General features: G+C 72.6%; 18 protein-coding genes. 11 read left to right on the top strand and 7 right to left on the bottom strand.

The window, feature by feature from the left end:
* The first annotated feature begins 104 nt into the window (after positions 1–104).
* Positions 105–1,283: a hypothetical protein gene (locus tag ACGFIS_RS10190; protein WP_392901913.1), complete on the top strand. Its 1,179-nt coding sequence runs from the start codon at positions 105–107 to the stop codon at positions 1,281–1,283.
* 97 nt (positions 1,284–1,380) lie between these two features.
* On the opposite strand, the gene ACGFIS_RS10185 is transcribed toward ACGFIS_RS10190, so the two are convergent.
* Positions 1,381–1,968, bottom strand: a complete 588-nt coding sequence (locus ACGFIS_RS10185) for an HAD family hydrolase (RefSeq protein WP_392901911.1) — start codon at positions 1,966–1,968, stop codon at positions 1,381–1,383.
* Positions 1,969–2,081: 113 nt separating this feature from the next.
* Between ACGFIS_RS10185 and ACGFIS_RS10180 the strand changes: the two genes are divergently transcribed.
* Together ACGFIS_RS10180 and ACGFIS_RS10175 are read left to right on the top strand one after the other, a co-directional pair.
* Positions 2,082–2,750: a TetR/AcrR family transcriptional regulator gene (locus ACGFIS_RS10180; RefSeq protein WP_392970242.1), complete on the top strand. Its 669-nt coding sequence runs from the start codon at positions 2,082–2,084 to the stop codon at positions 2,748–2,750.
* A 271-nt stretch (positions 2,751–3,021) separates the two neighbouring features.
* Positions 3,022–3,252: a hypothetical protein gene (locus tag ACGFIS_RS10175; RefSeq protein ID WP_392901908.1), complete on the top strand. Its 231-nt coding sequence runs from the start codon at positions 3,022–3,024 to the stop codon at positions 3,250–3,252.
* Between the two features lie 183 nt (positions 3,253–3,435).
* On the opposite strand, the gene ACGFIS_RS10170 is transcribed toward ACGFIS_RS10175, so the two are convergent.
* Both ACGFIS_RS10170 and ACGFIS_RS10165 read right to left on the bottom strand, forming a co-directional pair.
* A complete protein-coding gene (locus tag ACGFIS_RS10170; protein WP_392901906.1) occupies positions 3,436–3,735 on the bottom strand; it encodes a Dabb family protein in 300 nt (99 codons plus the stop codon).
* A 45-nt stretch (positions 3,736–3,780) separates the two neighbouring features.
* Positions 3,781–4,236, bottom strand: a complete 456-nt coding sequence (locus tag ACGFIS_RS10165) for a flavodoxin family protein (RefSeq protein WP_392901904.1) — start codon at positions 4,234–4,236, stop codon at positions 3,781–3,783.
* A 245-nt stretch (positions 4,237–4,481) separates the two neighbouring features.
* Between ACGFIS_RS10165 and ACGFIS_RS10160 the strand changes: the two genes are divergently transcribed.
* The 5 genes from ACGFIS_RS10160 (at position 4,482) to ACGFIS_RS10140 (ending at position 9,644) form a co-directional block, all read left to right on the top strand.
* The gene (locus ACGFIS_RS10160) at positions 4,482–6,137 is read left to right on the top strand and encodes a bifunctional lysylphosphatidylglycerol flippase/synthetase MprF (RefSeq protein ID WP_392901902.1); all 1,656 of its coding nucleotides are present in this window, start codon (positions 4,482–4,484) and stop codon (positions 6,135–6,137) included.
* Between the two features lie 65 nt (positions 6,138–6,202).
* Complete coding sequence (locus ACGFIS_RS10155) at positions 6,203–7,414, top strand: serine hydrolase domain-containing protein (RefSeq protein WP_392901900.1); 1,212 nt, start codon at positions 6,203–6,205, stop codon at positions 7,412–7,414.
* A 30-nt stretch (positions 7,415–7,444) separates the two neighbouring features.
* Positions 7,445–8,131 (top strand): deoxyribonuclease V, encoded by a 687-nt coding sequence (gene nfi / locus ACGFIS_RS10150; protein ID WP_392901899.1) that lies wholly within the window; start codon positions 7,445–7,447, stop codon positions 8,129–8,131.
* 83 nt (positions 8,132–8,214) lie between these two features.
* Entirely contained in the window at positions 8,215–8,811 is a 597-nt protein-coding gene (locus ACGFIS_RS10145; protein WP_392901897.1) for a TetR/AcrR family transcriptional regulator, read from the top strand.
* Positions 8,812–8,882: 71 nt separating this feature from the next.
* Entirely contained in the window at positions 8,883–9,644 is a 762-nt protein-coding gene (locus ACGFIS_RS10140) for a glucose 1-dehydrogenase (protein WP_392901895.1), read from the top strand.
* A 69-nt stretch (positions 9,645–9,713) separates the two neighbouring features.
* Here ACGFIS_RS10140 and ACGFIS_RS10135 read toward each other — a convergent pair whose 3' ends face one another.
* Entirely contained in the window at positions 9,714–11,090 is a 1,377-nt protein-coding gene (locus ACGFIS_RS10135) for an amidase (RefSeq protein WP_392901892.1), read from the bottom strand.
* A gap of 73 nt (positions 11,091–11,163) precedes the next feature.
* Between ACGFIS_RS10135 and ACGFIS_RS10130 the strand changes: the two genes are divergently transcribed.
* Positions 11,164–11,724 carry a TetR/AcrR family transcriptional regulator gene (locus tag ACGFIS_RS10130; protein WP_392901890.1) on the top strand — a complete coding sequence of 187 codons (561 nt, stop codon included), beginning with the start codon at positions 11,164–11,166 and terminating at the stop codon, positions 11,722–11,724.
* Between the two features lie 409 nt (positions 11,725–12,133).
* Complete coding sequence (locus ACGFIS_RS10125) at positions 12,134–12,589, top strand: SH3 domain-containing protein (RefSeq protein ID WP_392901888.1); 456 nt, start codon at positions 12,134–12,136, stop codon at positions 12,587–12,589.
* 111 nt (positions 12,590–12,700) lie between these two features.
* Here ACGFIS_RS10125 and ACGFIS_RS10120 read toward each other — a convergent pair whose 3' ends face one another.
* The 3 genes from ACGFIS_RS10120 to ACGFIS_RS10110 form a co-directional block, all read right to left on the bottom strand.
* Positions 12,701–12,874 carry a hypothetical protein gene (locus ACGFIS_RS10120; protein ID WP_392901886.1) on the bottom strand — a complete coding sequence of 58 codons (174 nt, stop codon included), beginning with the start codon at positions 12,872–12,874 and terminating at the stop codon, positions 12,701–12,703.
* Positions 12,875–13,021: 147 nt separating this feature from the next.
* Complete coding sequence (locus ACGFIS_RS10115) at positions 13,022–14,365, bottom strand: sensor histidine kinase (RefSeq protein WP_392901884.1); 1,344 nt, start codon at positions 14,363–14,365, stop codon at positions 13,022–13,024.
* The gene (locus ACGFIS_RS10110; RefSeq protein ID WP_392901882.1) at positions 14,362–15,048 is read right to left on the bottom strand and encodes a response regulator transcription factor; all 687 of its coding nucleotides are present in this window, start codon (positions 15,046–15,048) and stop codon (positions 14,362–14,364) included. Before ACGFIS_RS10110 ends, ACGFIS_RS10115 begins: the two co-directional genes overlap by 4 nt.
* Before the next feature lie 39 nt (positions 15,049–15,087).
* Between ACGFIS_RS10110 and ACGFIS_RS10105 the strand changes: the two genes are divergently transcribed.
* Complete coding sequence (locus ACGFIS_RS10105; RefSeq protein ID WP_392901880.1) at positions 15,088–15,591, top strand: hypothetical protein; 504 nt, start codon at positions 15,088–15,090, stop codon at positions 15,589–15,591.
* Positions 15,592–15,636 lie beyond the last annotated feature (45 nt).

Below are 15,636 nucleotides of genomic sequence, written 5' to 3'. Positions count from 1 at the left end.
TGCAACTCTTGTCGTCTCCCGGACGTCATTCCTGTTACGGGCTGGACGGTCCTCGCCGCACGGGGCGAGGGGGCACGGCGGAGGAGTCGGGTCGGAGGTCACCGGTGACCAGTGGCGCGTGGAGCGATTCCATACCGGGAATCGGAACGTTTTTCGTCGGCATCGACGTAGCCCCGGGCCGTTACCGATGCGACGACGGCAAGGGCGGCTGGTGGGTGCGCTTCACCGGGCCCGGCGGCGGCGACCCCGTGGGCTCCTGGCCGCTGCCCGCCGGCCCCACCGAGATCGAGATCGCGCAGACCGACTTCGCGTTCGAGACGCACGTGTCCACCTCCTGGCGGCGGATCGCGCCGCCCCGCGCCCCCGGGGACGGCTCGCCCGCCGAGCCGCGGCCGGTCGCCGACCCCTCGCTGCGCGCCGAACTCGACACGATCGTCGCGCGCCGCCGGCCGCTGCTGTGGCTGGCGCCCCTGACGGTCCTCGGCCTCGGCCTGCTCGGCTCCCCGCTGCTCGGCTCGCTGTGGCTGGTCGGCCTCGGCATGCTCGCGGTCCTGGTCGCGCTCGGCACCCCGTCGGTCTCGCTGGACCTGCGGCGCGCCCGCGAGCTCGAACGCCGCCGCGACCGCTACCTCACCCCCCAGGACCTCGACGACGACGGCCGCGCGATGCTGGCGCGCGTCCAGGCGGCGGTCGACGCCGTCCGCGACTCCGAGGTCAACCGGGAGGGCCTGCTGGACGCGGTCGACAACGCGGTCACTCTGCCGCGGCAGGAGTGGGAGATCGCGCAGGTCCTGGCGAAGCAGTCGAGGCTGCGCACCTTCCTCCAGCCCCCACCCACCACCATCCAATCGACGAGCTCCGCTCGAACGCCCAAATTCCAGCCCCCACCCACCACCATCCAATCGACGAGCTCCGCTCGAACGCCCGAGCACGCGGATCCGGCGGACGGCACCGCGCTTCCCGAGGTCGAGGCGGCGCTGCGTCCGCTGCGCGACAAGCTCGACATCTCCGTCGAGGCCGTGACGCGCCGCGTGGAGGCGCTCGAACGCTACGCGGAACGGGCCAGATCGGCGGACGAGGTGCTGCGCGCCCAGCGTCACCTGGAGGCCATCGCGGAGAAGGCGCACGAGTACGACGAGCTGATCGCCGACACCGTCCGCGACGACCTGGCTCTGCCCGCGATCGAGCGGCTGACCGGGCAGGGCGACGAGCTCCTGCGGACCCTGCGCGAGCGGCTGGCGAAGGCGGCGGAGGCCGGCGGCGAACTCCCCCCGCCGTCCTAGACGCGCTGGAAGGTCAACACCGACGGGGCCGACGACTCCACGTTCGGCCACGACATGACCTTGCGGGGCGGCGCGGCGATCGACCCGAACGCCGGGTTCAGCCGGCGAGGGTGCGGACCTGGTCGCGGGAGGCGAAGAGTTCGGCGCGCATGCCGGTTTCGCGGGCGGCGAGGACGTTGCGTTCGCTGTCGTCGAAGAAGAGGACGTCGGCGGGCTTGACGCCGAGGCGCTCGGCACAGATCTCATAGGCGCGCGGGTCGGGCTTGGCGACGCCGATGCGGCAGGAGTAGGTGAGCGCGTCGAACCGGGCGAGCCAGGTGCCGTGGCGGGCCTCGAACCGGGGCACGAGGTCGCTGATGATGTTGGACAGGAGCCCGAGCGTGCGTCCCTCGTCGGCGAGTTCGTGGACGAGGTCGACCATGGTGTCGTCCACCTCCGTCCAGCTGTCCAGGTCGGCCTCGACGAGCGCGGGGACGTCGGGGAACGCCGTGCCGAGGAGGCCGGCGACGTCCGCCCAGTAGGCGGGGCTCTCCTGGCCGGCGTCGTAGGCGGGCCGGCAGGACCAGTAGGCGTCCCAGAACGAGGGCCCGGCGACGCCGGCGATCTCCTCGATCCGCCGGACCGCCTCGGGGGCCTGGGTGCGGGCGATGACTCCGTACAGGTCGAAAACGATCACATCGGGCATGTGCCGAGCCTATGCGGATACGGGCCCGCTACCCGTAGCAAGCGCTTGGTGCGCGACGTACTCTTGGGGCGGTCGAACGAGCAAGCGGTTGGGCGACACGGCATAATGAGAGGGTGACGACCACGAGCGCCAATTCCGGACGACCCAGGACTCGCGCCGGCGGCGAGGGCGGTGCCCGCCGCCGGGGCAAAGGCTCCGCAGCCCTGGCGTCGCAGCGGCGCGAGCACCTGGTCAAGCTGGCCGCGGAACTGTTCGCCGAGAAGGGCTTCCAGGCCACCACCGTCCGCAACATCGCCGATGAGGCCGGCATTCTTTCCGGCAGTCTTTACCACCACTTCGACTCCAAGGAGTCGATCGTCGACGAGATTCTCGCCAGCTTCTTCAACGAGATCATGTCGGCGTACCAGGCGGTGCTCGACGAGCGCGGGAATCCGCGCGACACCATCGCGGGCCTCGTCCGCGCCGCGTTCGGCTCCCTGGAGCCGCACCGGGCCGCGATCACCGTGATGCAGAACGACTGGAACTACCTCAAGGGGATGGACCGCTTCTCCTACCTGACCAAGTCCGAGGACGAGGTCGAGAAGATGTGGGTGGACACCCTGAGCGCGGGTCAGAAGAACGGGCTGTTCCGCGACGACGTCGACCCGAAGCTCACCTACCGGATGGTCCGCGACACGATCTGGGTCGCCGTGCGCTGGTTCAAGCCGGGCGGCAAGCTGGACGCCCAGGGCCTCGCCGAGCATTACCTCAACGTGATGTTCGACGGCATCAACCTCCACTAGCCGCCGACCGGCGCGCGCCTTCGCGGCGGTGCGGGACGGGCTGCGTCCGGACGGGCCCTGAGTCGTGCGCCCGTGGCCGGGGAGCGCGGTCGTCCGGCGGACGCCGGGATTCGGCCCGCCGAATACATCTATTGGAGCACATCCGGCGCGGTATCCCACTGTGCACGTCCCCTTACCGCCATAGTGTGCTTAGTCACTATTTGCCGAGTAGGGGTGACGCTTTGGCCCGTGGGGACGCTGTTACTGACGAGATCTACGGGGGGAGGGCGACATGACGGCTCAACGGGGCGCCGCCGGTCGCGGCGAGCCCACGCCCGCGGCCATGCGCGCCGCCACGGCGCGCGGCCTGCAGGAGCAGTTCCCTGGGGTGCGCGTCTGGTACGGCGAGGCCACCGGGTCCTGGTGGGCCATGGTGCCGCTGCGCCACGGTCCGCGACTGCTGGAGGCGCCGTCCCCGCAGCAGCTCCGCGACGAGATCATGAGCGTCCGGAGCCGCGGCTGACGTTCACGCCGCACACCTGGGACCGTTCCGGTCTTCCGCCCGGCGCCGCTCACGCGCCGCCCACGATGCCGCCCGCCGGGAACGGGGCGCGATCCGTCCCCGGAGGGCGTCTTGGGAAACTAACCCGAAACCCGTTCTACGCACAAGCGCTTGCTCGGTTTGTGTCTCCCCGTCACACCCCGCCTACGTCTCGTACTGGACGGACGCGCGCTCCGCCATGATCGGCGTGATGTACTGCTCGACCACCGCGCGGTGGGACGGGTGGTCGCGGTAGGCCAGATAGCCGTCGCGCGAGGCGAAGTCCGCGACGACGGCGAAGTCGTGGGCACCGGGGTTGACGCCCGCGTCGACGCCGAGGCTGAACCCCCGGATCTCCTCGATGACGCCGGGCAGCTCGCCCAGCTTCTCCGCGACCTCGTCCTGCTGGCCGGTCGTCGTCCCCTCGGCCCACCTGAACAGCACCACGTGCCGGAAACCACTCATGTCGGCACGCTATCGGCGGCGCCACCGGATCGGACGCTCCCCCGCTCAGACGCCGCCGAGTTCGGCCGCCGTGATCGCGCCGAGCTCCCAGCACGCCTCCAGATCCGCCTTGCCGGGCTCCCCGATCACGACCACCGGCGGCTGGACGGCCTTCCACTTCAATCCCGTGGTAATGGACTCAAGAGCGCGCAGCGCACCGGTCGCGTCGTTGTTGCCGTGCAGGAACGCCCCGTACGGGCGGCGGACCGTCTCCTCCAGGCACGGGTAGTAGATCTGGTCGAAGAAGTGCTTGACCGCCCCGGAGAGATAGCCGAGGTTGACCGGCGAACCCAAGAGGCAGCCGTCCGCCTCCAGCACGTCCACGGGGGACGCCGTCAGCGCCGGGCGGGACACGACCTCCACACCCTCGACCTCATCGGTGGACGCCCCGGCCCGCACCGCTTCGAACATCGCCTGGACGGACGGCGACGGCGTGTGGTGAACGATCAGCAGCCTCTTCATCTCCACGAGACTAACCGTGGCCGAGGCGGCACGGCCGGTGGCGCCTCCCGGCTTCGAAACGGCCGGGCCGGGTATGGCCGTTCAAAGGATCTTGGTGGTGCGGGCCAGCGGAGGTGTCCTTCGTGCGAGCAGGCGATTCACCCTGGGGAGACGACCCCCCGGCCCCCCGGGCGAAGACGGATTCACCCTGGGGAGACGACCTCCCACGTCCCCGCGCGGTGGCGCCCGGTGGGCCGGACCGGCCGGTGTGGCCGCTCGCGCTCGCCACGATGCTCGTCGCCGGGCTGATCGCGGCACCGGCACTGACGGACTCCCCGAAGTGGCTCGGCCGGCCGGCCGGTCTCGTGACGGGCGGCCCGGTCGCCCCCGTCCACGCCGTGGCCCTCGGACTCGCCCTCGCGCTGGTCGCTCGCGGTGTCCTGCTGCGCCGCCGCGCCGCCTGGTACGCCCTTGTCGTCCTGGTCCTGCTCGGCCTGCTCGCCTCGCTCGCCGAGGACGGTGCGGTCGCCGATGACGGCGTCCTCGCCCTCGCGGGCGTGCCGTGGCGGGCGCCGCTGCTCGCCGCCGCCCTGGGCGGGCTGTGGCAGGCGCGCGACCGGTTCCCCGTCCGCCCCCACCCCGAACGGGTCCGCGCGGCGGCGAAGACCGGCGCGCTCCTCGCCGTCGCGTCCGTCGGCTGCTCGCTGCTGTTCGGCGGCGTGTCCGTCCGGTCGGTCGGCCAGGTCGCGGGCGGGCTCGGCGCCACCGGCACGCCCATCGACGGCGCGTCCTGGCTGCCGGGCACCCTCGGCCTGGCGGGCGCGGCCGGGCTCCTCGTCATGGTCATCACGCTTCTCGCGCCCGCCCCCGCTCCCCCATCCGGCGGCGAGGCGGACCGCCTGCGCGTCGCCGACCTGGTCGCCCACCCCGGCTCGGACACCCTGGCGCCGTTCGCCCTGCGCCGCGACAAGGCGTACGTGTTCAGCGCGGACGGGCGGGCCGCGATCGGCTACCGGGTGCTGTTCGGGATCGCGGTGGCGGGCGGCGACCCGGTCGGCGACCCCGCCTCGCACGCCTGCGCGGTCAGGTCGTTCCTCGCGCGGTGCCGGACGGCCGGCTGGCGGCCCGCCGTCCTCGGCGCGAGCGACGGCCTCCTCCCCGTCTGGGGGCGCCTCCGCTCGATCGGCTACGGCGACGAGGTCATCGTCCGCCCCGAGGAGTTCACCCTGTCCGGACGCCGGATGCGCAACGTCCGGCAGGCGGTCCAGCGCACCGTCAACGCGGGCGTCACGTCGCAGATCGTCCCGGAGCGCGACCTCACCCCCGGCCTGCGCGAGCGGTTGCTGGACGTCGCGTCCCGCTCGCTCGGCGGCGCGGCCGAGCGCGGCTTCGCGATGAACCTGGACGAGCTGCTCACCGGCCACCATCCCGGAGCGATCGTCGCGGTCGCCTACGACGGGGACAAGGAACCCATCGCCTTCCAGAGGTACGTCACCGCCGGCGAGGGCGTGAGCCTGGACGCGATGCGCCGCGTCCCCGGCGGCCCGAACGGCGTCCACGAGCGGCTCATCGTCGAAATGATCGAGTACGCGTCGCGCCGCGGCCACGGCGTCGTCTCCCTGAACTTCGCCGCGTTCCGCCGGCTGCTGGACGCCGCTGAGCGCACCCCGCTGGAACAGGCCGGCCACCGCGCCGTGCATCTGCTCGACCGGTGGATCGCGGCCGAGTCGCTCTACCTCTTCGACCGGAAGTTCAGGCCGTCCTACAAGCCGCGCAACGTCGTCTTCCGCTCCTGGTTCGACGTCGTGTGGCTGGCCGCCGCCCTTGTGACCCTGGAGTTCGGACGGGCGTCGCTCGCCGCGGCGCCGACGGCTCGCGGTTCCGAGCTCGGTACCGCCTTCGCACGCGACCGCAACGCGTGAGGCCGCCGCCCCACGCGGAGTCCTAGAACGTGATTCTATAGAGGTCTCCGTTGAAGGGTCGACGCATGAGCACTGTGCAGGGTCACTGCGATCCGGCGTTCGCCGGCGTCCGCGAGGTGTTCGAGGAGAACTTCGCCGCGGGCCGCGAACTCGGCGCAGCCGTCGCCGTCTACGCGGGCGGCCGCAAGGTCGTGGACCTGTGGGGCGGTGTCGCCGACCGCCGCAGCGGGCGGGAGTGGCTGGCCGACACCCCCTGCTTCGGGTTCTCCTGCACCAAGGCGGTGACGGCCGCCGCGGCGCTGCTGCTCGCCGAGCGCGGCGCCTACGAGGTGGACGGCCCGGTGACGGACTGGTGGCCGGAGTTCGGCGCCGAGGGCAAGGAGGGCACGACGGCCGCGCATCTGCTGACGCACCAGGCCGGCCTGCCCGCGTTCGCCCGTCCCGTGCCTGCGGAGGAGGCGGCGGACCCCGCGGCCCTCGCGGGCGAGCTGGCCGCGCAGAAGCCGGAGTGGACGCCCGGTGAGGCGCACGGCTACCACGCGCTGACCTACGGCTGGCTGGCCGGCGAGATCGTCCGGCGCCACTCGGGCAGGACGGTCGGCGCGTTCGCCGCAGACGAGTTCGCCCGCGACCTGGACCTGTGGATCGGCGCCCCCGACGAGGCGATCGAGCGTGCCGCGAAGATGACGGCGGCGCGCCCCGGGCAGGGCGGCGGCCGGCAGGACGGCGCTCAACAAGGCGAGGCCCGGCGGGGCGGGGCCGGCTCCCCCAAGAAGGCGGACAACGACCTCCTGACCCGGCTGGCGGCTGCGTACACCGACCCCCAGAGCACCATGAACCGCTCGCTCAACAACCCGCACCCGGGCAAGGGCGGCTACAACAACCCGGTCGTGCTGCGCGCCGGCTGGCCGTCCGCCGGGATGCTCGCCACCGCGCCCGCGTTCGCCGCGTTCTACCGCGACCTCGTCGCGGGCCGGATCCTGCGCCCGGAGACGCTGCGGGACGCGATCCGCCCGAGGGTCGCCGGCCCGGACCGGACGCTGCTCATCGACAGCGCGTTCGGCCTCGGCTTCATGCGTCCCGCGCAGTCGTTCTTCACCCCGGCGGCCGGACGGGAGTCCGCGTTCGGGCACACCGGCGCGGGCGGCTCGATCGGGCTCGGCGACGCCGAGGCCGGGCTCGCGCTCGCCTACCTGCCGAACCTGATGGGCGACATGGTGTCCGGGGACCTGCGCGCCTACCGGCTGACGGAGGCCGTGTACGCGTCCGTGTCCTGAGCGGGTGCGCCGATCGCGGACAATACGGTCATGGAAGTGCGCGAGCTGCATGCCTGGCCGTCCGGTCCCGAGGAGGCCGAGGCGATCCAGGACCGGCTGCGTCCGCTGCTCGAACTGGACGTTCCCGGCCCGGCGCGGCCCCGCACGGTCGCGGGGCTGGACGTCTCGTACGCGGGGGACGGCGGCGGCGCCGGGACACGCCTGGCCGCCGCCGTGGTCGTCCTGGACGGGACGAGCCTGGAGGTGCTCGAAGAGTCGGTCGCCGTCGGCACGGCCGCGTTCCCCTATGTCCCCGGCCTGTTCGCGTTCCGGGAGCTGCCCACGCTGCTGAACGCGCTGCGCGATCTGCAGACCGTCCCGGACCTGCTCGTCTGCGACGGCTTCGGCGTCGCGCACCCGCGCCGGTTCGGGCTGGCCTGCCACCTGGGCGTCCTGACGGGCCTGCCGGCGATCGGCGTCGGCAAGACCGCGTTCGTCGGCGCCCACGAGGAGCCGGGGCGGCGGCGCGGCGACGCGAGCCCTCTGGTCGACGGCGGCGAGACCGTGGGGCGGGTGCTGCGGACGCGCGACGGCGTGAAACCGGTGTTCGTGTCCGTCGGCCATCGCATCGACCTTGATACGGCGTGCCGGAACGTCCTCGCCCTCACACCCGAATACCGCCTGCCGGAGACCACGCGCCGGGCTGACCGGCTGTCGCGCGACGCCCTCGCCGGGTAGCGCGTCCCCCGCGAAGATGGCAGTCTCGTCACGAAGCAGACGGAGACACCCCAGGTCACCCGCGACACCGCTGGACGGTGCCCATGGACACCCGGCCGATGCGGGCCGACGCCCGCCGCAACTACGAGCGACTGATCGCGACGGCCCGCGCCGCCTTCATGGAACACGGCACGGGCGCGTCGCTCGACGACATCGCCAAGCGGGCGGGCGTCGGCTCCGGGACGCTGTACCGCCATTTCCCCACCCGCGACGCCCTGCTGCACGCCGTCCTGCACGACCGGATCGACGGGCTGCTCGCCCACGCCGACGAGCTGCTGGCCGAGCCGGCGCAGGACGCGGCGACCGAGGCGCTCGACGCGGAGGCGGCGCTGGGCCGCTGGCTGCGCACCTACCTGGCGGGCGCGGCGACGCCGCGCGGTACCTCAACCGTGATCATCCAGGCCATGTCGGCGGAGTGGGCCGGCACCGGGCTGGGCGCCGCGGCCGCCTCGATCTGCGACGCCCTGGGGCGGCTGCTGGGCAGAGCCCAGCGGGCGGGCGCGATCCGCGCCGAGATCGACCCGCGCGACCTGCTGCGGATCACCAATGCGATCGGCGTCGCGTCGGAGCGCACCTCCGATCCCGGCGCGTACGCCGACCGGATGCTCGCGCTGCTCTTCGACGGCCTGCGCACGAGGTAGCCCCACCTTGTTCCATCAACCAAGCGTTCGCTAGGTTTGCTGGCGATGGTCACCGGCGACGAGGAGCGTTGATGGGGCAGCTTGACGGCAAGGTGGCGCTGATCACCGGCGGTGCGCGCGGCATGGGCAAATCCCACGTCCGCCGGTTCCTGGACGAGGGCGCCAGGGTCGTGTTCGGCGACGTCCTGGAGGACGAGGGCGCGAAACTGGCCGCCGACCTCGGAGACGACGCCCGGTTCGTCCGGATGGACGTGTCGAAGGAGGACGACTGGCACAACGCGGTGGAGACCGCGACGTCGGCCTTCGGCGCACTGCACATCCTGGTCAACAACGCCGGCATCATCAGGCACAAGACCATCGAGGAGATGTCCGTCGACGAGTTCCGCCAGATCCTGGACGTGAACCTGATCGGCCAGTGGCTCGGCGTGAAGTCCGTGACCGCCGCGATGCGCGAGGCGGGCGGCGGCTCCATCGTCAACGTGTCGTCCACCGAGGGCTTCATCGGCGCGTCCGGGCTGGCCGCCTACAGCGCCAGCAAGTTCGGCATCCGCGGCCTCACCAAGGCGGCCGCCCGGGAACTCGGCAAGTACGGCATCCGGGTGAACTCGATCCACCCCGGCGGCGTCCTGACGCCCCTCTCCCTCCAGGACGACGTCGTCTCCGCCACCGCCGACAGCGCCGACGCGTTCCTGAAGGCCCTCCCCCTCGGCCGCATGGGCAAGTCCAAGGAGGTGTCCGGCCTGGTCGTCTACCTGGCCTCGGACGACTCGTCCTACTGCACGGGCAGCGAGGTCCTGGTCGACGGCGGCATGCTCACCGGCGCGGGCTACTGACGCGGATCGCCGAACACGGCGGGCCGCCGGTACGGGCTCAGCCCGCCGCACCGGCGGCCCGCCGCGCTGTCAGGGACGCCTTTCGACCCACCCCTCGACCGCCTCCAGCTGGGCGGCGAGCGAGATGAGCGTCGCCTCGTCGGAGTCGTGCCCGAGAAGCTGCGCCCCGACCGGGAGCCCTGCCTTCGTGAACCCCGCGGGCACGTTCACGCCGGGCCACCCCAGCACATTCCACGTCCAGGCGTAGGGGCACACCGCGGCCACACCGGACTGCGTCTTCTGATAGCCGACCCCATCGAAGGCGCCCACCTTCAGCGGCGGCTGAGCGGTGGTCGGGGTGAGCACCACATCCGCCGCCTGGAAGATCCGCCCGACCTTCCTGCGCAGGTAGGGGTCCATCCTCTTGGCCAGCGGAAGGAGCCGCTTCCCGGCCAGCCGCCCGATCCGCGCCTCGACCTCCGTCCGGTGCTCCGGCCGCGGGTTCGGCATGGCGTCGAGCATGTCGGCCACCCCCGCCGTCCCCCGCGGGATGAGCCCGAGCCCCACGAGCCCGTAGTCGGGATCGGCGGGAAAGACCTTGTGCCCCAGATCCGTCAGCCGCCTCGCGAGCCGCTCGACGGCCCCGCGGATCTCCGGGTCGAGTTTCCCGCTGACCCCGAACGCCGTCCTGAAGGAGACGGCGATGCGCAGCCTCCTCGGCTCCCTCTTCGCGAACTCCGCGAACGGCGTCACCGGCGGATCGATCTGGTACACGTCCTCGGGGTGGCTTCCGCTCAGCACATCGAGCAGGAGGGCGGCATCATGGACGCTCCGGGCGAGCGGCCCCCACACGGTGATCCCGTTGAACGGATCGGTGTGCGGATACCCGGAAACGCGGCCCCGCTGCGGCTTGATGCCGACCAGTCCCGTCCACGCCGCCGGGATGCGGATCGACCCGGCCCCGTCGGACCCCACCGCCCCGGCGACCATCCCCGCCGCCACGGCCGCCGCCGAACCACCCGACGACCCGCCCGGCGTGTAGGCGGGATTCCACGGGTTCCGGGCGACCCCGAACCCGGGCGACTCGCTGAAGGGCCACAGCCCCACCTCACAGGTCGTGGTCTTCCCCACGATGACGGCACCGGCGGCCCGCAGCTTGCGCACGACCTCCCCGTCCCGCGCCGCGGGCCGGTGATCGCCTTCCACGGCGAACGGCGTGGTCTCGCCCGCCAGATCCGTGTCGTCCTTGATCGCGACGGGCACCCCGAGCAGCGGCAGCCGCTCCCCGTCCCGGAGACGCTTGTCGGCGTCCAGGGCCTCCTGCCTCGCCGCCTCGTCCCGCACCACCCGGAACGCCCCGAGCGACTCGTGCCGCCTGATGCTCTCCAGACTCTCTCCGACCAGTTCGCTCGAGGACACCTCGCCCCTCGCCAGTGCTTCCGCCTGCCCGGCCAGCCCCAGCACCACGCCGCCTCCCCAGGTATCGTTCGTTCGAACGAACGATACAGACCGCGCCGATTTCAGGGAAGACTGTCCATCAATGAGCGCCCGCGACCAGATCCTCCGAGCCACCCTGCGCCTCATCGGCGAGCAGGGCATCGGCGCCGTGACCAACCGGGCCGTCGCCCGCGCGGCCGGCGTCTCCCTCGGCTCCCTCACCTACCATTTCCCCAGCCAGGAGGACCTGCTCCGCGAGGCGCTGCACACATTCGTGGACGACGAGATAGCCCGCATAACCGCCTACGTGACCACTCTCACCGAATCCGGAATGGCCCCCGTGGACGCGGCGGACGAGGTCGAAAAGGCCGTCGTCGGCTTCGCGTACGGCCCCGAGCAGATAGCGAACCTGGAACTCCACCTGCACGCCGCCCGCGACCCCGCCCTCCGCGAGACCTCGGCGCGTTCCGTGGAGGCCTACGACCGCCTGGCCACCGCCATCCTCACCGCCCTCGGCATCCCCGACGCCGAAGGCCACGCCCCCGCGATCGTCGCCATGCTCTACGGCCTGGCCGTCCGCCGCCTCGCCACCGGCGACACCGCCGCCACCGGCACCGCCGAAGCCTTCCGCCTCCTTCTCCTGGGCGCCCTCCCCCGGTCCTGAAAAGGCTTCTGGCCCGCACGGCCCCAGAGCGGGGTTACGGGGCCGTGCGGGCCAGAAACCTGTCTCAATCAGGAACCTCAGTCGGAACCTCAGCCGACGTTCGCTCTGCTCTCCGCCTGTGCACCTCCGCCGTCTCTTCGATCTGACACCCGTAACGCTAAGCCGCCCCGCCCCCCAAGAGAACGCCTTTAAGCCTCACTTAGGGAACCGCTGAGCAAGCCTTATTCGGGGGCGGTCAGGGGCGTTCGGGGAGGGGCGCAAGGCTTGGTCGGTAGACGGGTGGTGTCCCAGTGGCCCAAGCCGGGGCCGGGTGTCCGGAAGACCAAAAAGAGTCTTCGTTACGTTGCGTCAACATTATCTGACTCTGGGTAGTCAGAGGATGCACGTCGGACCGACCTGGAGGAAGCAGATGCATGTAGGGGTAAAGCTCGGCGCCGGCCTGGCCGCCGCCGTCCTCGCGGGAGGCACGCTGAGCGGGGGTGCGTTGGCCGCCGCCGAACAGCCGCCGCCGAACCCGGAGAACGTCCAAGCTCCGCAGGAGGAGGGGCGCGGGCCGGGCGCGATCATGGTGGGGCCCAAGGGCGCCGCCGAGGCGATGGAGCGGCTCGGCCAGGACCGGGCGCGCAGCCGCTGGTGCCACGGGAAGGTCCTCCCCGAGAACGGACTGAACGTCCGGACGGGGCCGGGCCTCGGGTACCACAAGGTAACCGCCCTGGAGTACGGGACCCGGGTCAGGACCGACTGGGACACCATTGAGCGCCGGGACGGATATCTGTGGGTGAGGATGAAGCCTCACCGCTGGATCGCCGACTACAAGATCGGTCACGGCAACGGCAAGTGGTACGTGAAGTACTTCGACTGCTGACGCCTGGGCCAGGGACCGGTGTCCATCGACGTGATGGGCACCGGTCCCGCCGTTCATCCGGCCGGAATCGTCCGGGTCGACGAGGCGGTCACGACGCCGCCCTCCGCCGCCTCACGCGCCCCGGACGCCGATGATGTACGAGCTGGGCGCCGTCGGGACGTTGCCGCTCGCGCGGATGGCGAAGACGGCGATGAGGGCGGCGACGACGAGGCCGACGACGCCGATGAGGCCGGCGGCCACGTACTGGGAGCGGCGGGGCTCGTACGGGGAGCGGGGGCTCTTCATGCCCGTCAGGCTAGGAGCGCGCCGGGACGTCTTCTCCGCCGTTAAGGCGGATTTAAGTTCCGGCTATGCCATCGGCGCGAAGAAGCCGGAGACGCGACTGCGGCGGGCCGGGCGGGCCGCGGCGAAGCCGCGGGAGTGGCGCGGCCGCTAGGTGCGGGAGTGGCGGCGGCGGACGAGGCGGCGGGAGCGCCGGGCGGGCGGCAGCCACTTGGTCCGGAACCACATCTGCACCTGGGCGCCGCCGAGGACGCTGCGGTGGATGCGCAGGTAGCCGCCCGTGGACTCGGCGGCGCGGCGGGCGATGTCGAGGCCGAGGCCGGTGGATCCGCCGCTGCTGCTGCCCCGCTCCAGCGCGGCGTCCGGGTCGGCGATGCCGGGGCCCCCGTCGGCGACGAGGATGCCGGTGACGCCCTGGCCCTGGTGGAGGGTGACGGCGAAGCCGGTGCCCTCGGACGTGTGCCGGAAGATGTTGCCGAGCAGCGCGTCGACGGCGGCGGCGAGTTCGGTTCCGGGCAGCGGCAGGGGCGCGGGCCCGTCGGCGCCGATCAGCTCGCAGGAGCGCCCCTCGTCCTCGGCGAGGACGGACCAGAACGAGACCCGGTCGCGCAGCACCTTGCCGGCGTCGCAGCTGCCCCGGCCGGTGGGCCGCCGGACGGTGCGGATGATCTGGTCGACCTCGCGCTCGATGCGGTCGACGGCCTCGCGGGTCTGGTCGGCGACGGGCCCGTCCCCGAGGGCCTCGGCGTTGAGGCGGAGCGCGGCGAGCGGCGTGCGCAGCCGGTGCGACAGGTCGGCGGCCATCTCCCGCTCGGCGGACAGGAGCTGGACGACGTGGTCGGCCATCGCGTTGAACGCCAGCCCGGCCTCGATCAGCTCGGGCGGGCCGTCCGGCTCGATGCGGATCGACATCTGCCCCTCGCCGAACGCGCCGGCGGCCTCGGCGAGCCGGCGGGTGGAGCGGATCATGCGGTTGCCGAGCCGGTCGGCGACGGCGACGGACCCGGCGACGAGCGCGGCGGCGACGGTCGTCATGACGAGCCACGCCTGCCACACGCCGCGCGACAGGTCCTCGTCGGGCAGGAAGACCTCGACGACGGCGGTGCGGCCCGCGTCCAGCGACACCGGCTGCAGCAGCGCGTATCCGCCGTTCACGCGGGCGGTGTAGGCGCGTCCGCGCCGCCCGGCCTCGGTGAGCTGCTCGGGGCGGGCGCTGAACTCGCCGTGCCCGTTCCTCGGGACCAGCCCGCCGTCGGGCATGTGCACGGTCATCCGGCCCGCGGCGCCGGCCTGCGTGCTGGCGACGGCGCGTTCGAGGGCGGCGGGGTCCTCGGTGACGACGAGGACGGGGCCGAGGGCGCTGGCCTGCCGTTCGGCGGTGGTGAGGGCGCGGTCCCGGGCGATCTCCCGGACGGTCAGCGCGAGCGGGATCAGGAACGCCAGCGCGACCATCGAGGTGACCGCGAGGGACACCAGGACGAGCGTCTTCCTCATGACCGCGGATCGGGCTCGGCCAGCCGGACCCCGACACCGCGCACCGTGTGCAGGTAGCGGGGGGCGGCGGCGGTCTCGCCGAGCTTCCGGCGGAGCCAGGACAGATGGACGTCGATGGTCTGGTCGTCGCCGTAGGCCTGCCGCCACACCTCGGCGAGCAGTTCGCGCCGCGCCACGACCCGTCCGGGGCGGGCGGCCAGGTACGCCAGCAGGTCGAATTCGCGGCGGGTCAGTTCGAGGTTCTCGCCGTCCAGCAGGGCCTCCCGCCGGTCCAGGTCGATGTGCAGGCCGCCGACGCTGAGCTCGGCGGTCGGCCCGGACCGCGCGGACCTGCGCAGCACCGCCGCCAGCCTGGCGCTGAGGTGTTCGATGGAGAACGGTTTGATGAGGTAGTCGTCGGCGCCGGCGTTCAGCAGCCGGACGATCTCGGGCTCGTCGTCGCGTGCCGTCGCGATGATGACGGGGACGTCGGAGATGCCGCGGAGCATCTTCAGCACCTCGGCGCCGTCGAGGTCGGGCAGCCCGAGGTCGAGGACGACGACGTCGGGAGGCGCCTGTGTGACCTCGCGCAGCGCGTCCATCGCGGTCCCGACGCTACGTACCACATGTGACCGGGCACTCAGTTCCCTGATCAAGGCGGTCCGGACATTCGCATCATCCTCGACCACCAGAACACTCGCCATGGCGGAACCGTATGCCACCATGTGCCCATGCGTCGCGCGATGTCGTATGTTGCCCCGTGGGCCGGGGTGACCGCGCTCGCGGTGGCGCTCTCCTGGCTGGGAGTACGCGGCGTCGTCCGCGGCGCGGTGTCGGAGAGGTCGGCGCCGCCGCCGATCGCGGGCCCGATCATCCACTCCAGCCCGCCGGTCCCGACGACCATCGGCCCGCCGACCTCGCGGCCCGGCCAGCCGGCCGCCGAGGACAGGGTGCCGAAGCCGTCCAAGTCCCCGAAGGCGCCGCCGGGCGGCCACGAGGAGGACGACCCCGCCCCGAAGCCGCCCGACAACGTCCGCAGCTACGCCACGCGCGGCGGACGCGCCGCCATGTCCGTCGAGAAGCACCGCGTGCGGCTGGTGTCGGCGACGCCCAACCCGGGCTACGAGACGCGCGTGACGCAGGCCGACGGATGGCTCCGCGTCGACTTCCTCAACGACAAGCACACCTCGTCGGTCATCGCCACCTGGCACGACACCGACCCGGCGGTCAAGGTCTACGAGTACTGACGCGCGCCGCGGCCCCGCCGCCGGCGGGTGTTACGCGGCCGGGCC

This window comes from Spirillospora sp. NPDC048824, assembly GCF_043198455.1.
GTDB lineage: Bacteria > Actinomycetota > Actinomycetes > Streptosporangiales > Streptosporangiaceae > Spirillospora.
Note: the sequence above shows the minus strand (reverse complement) of the source record. Positions and strands in the feature narration are given on the sequence as shown.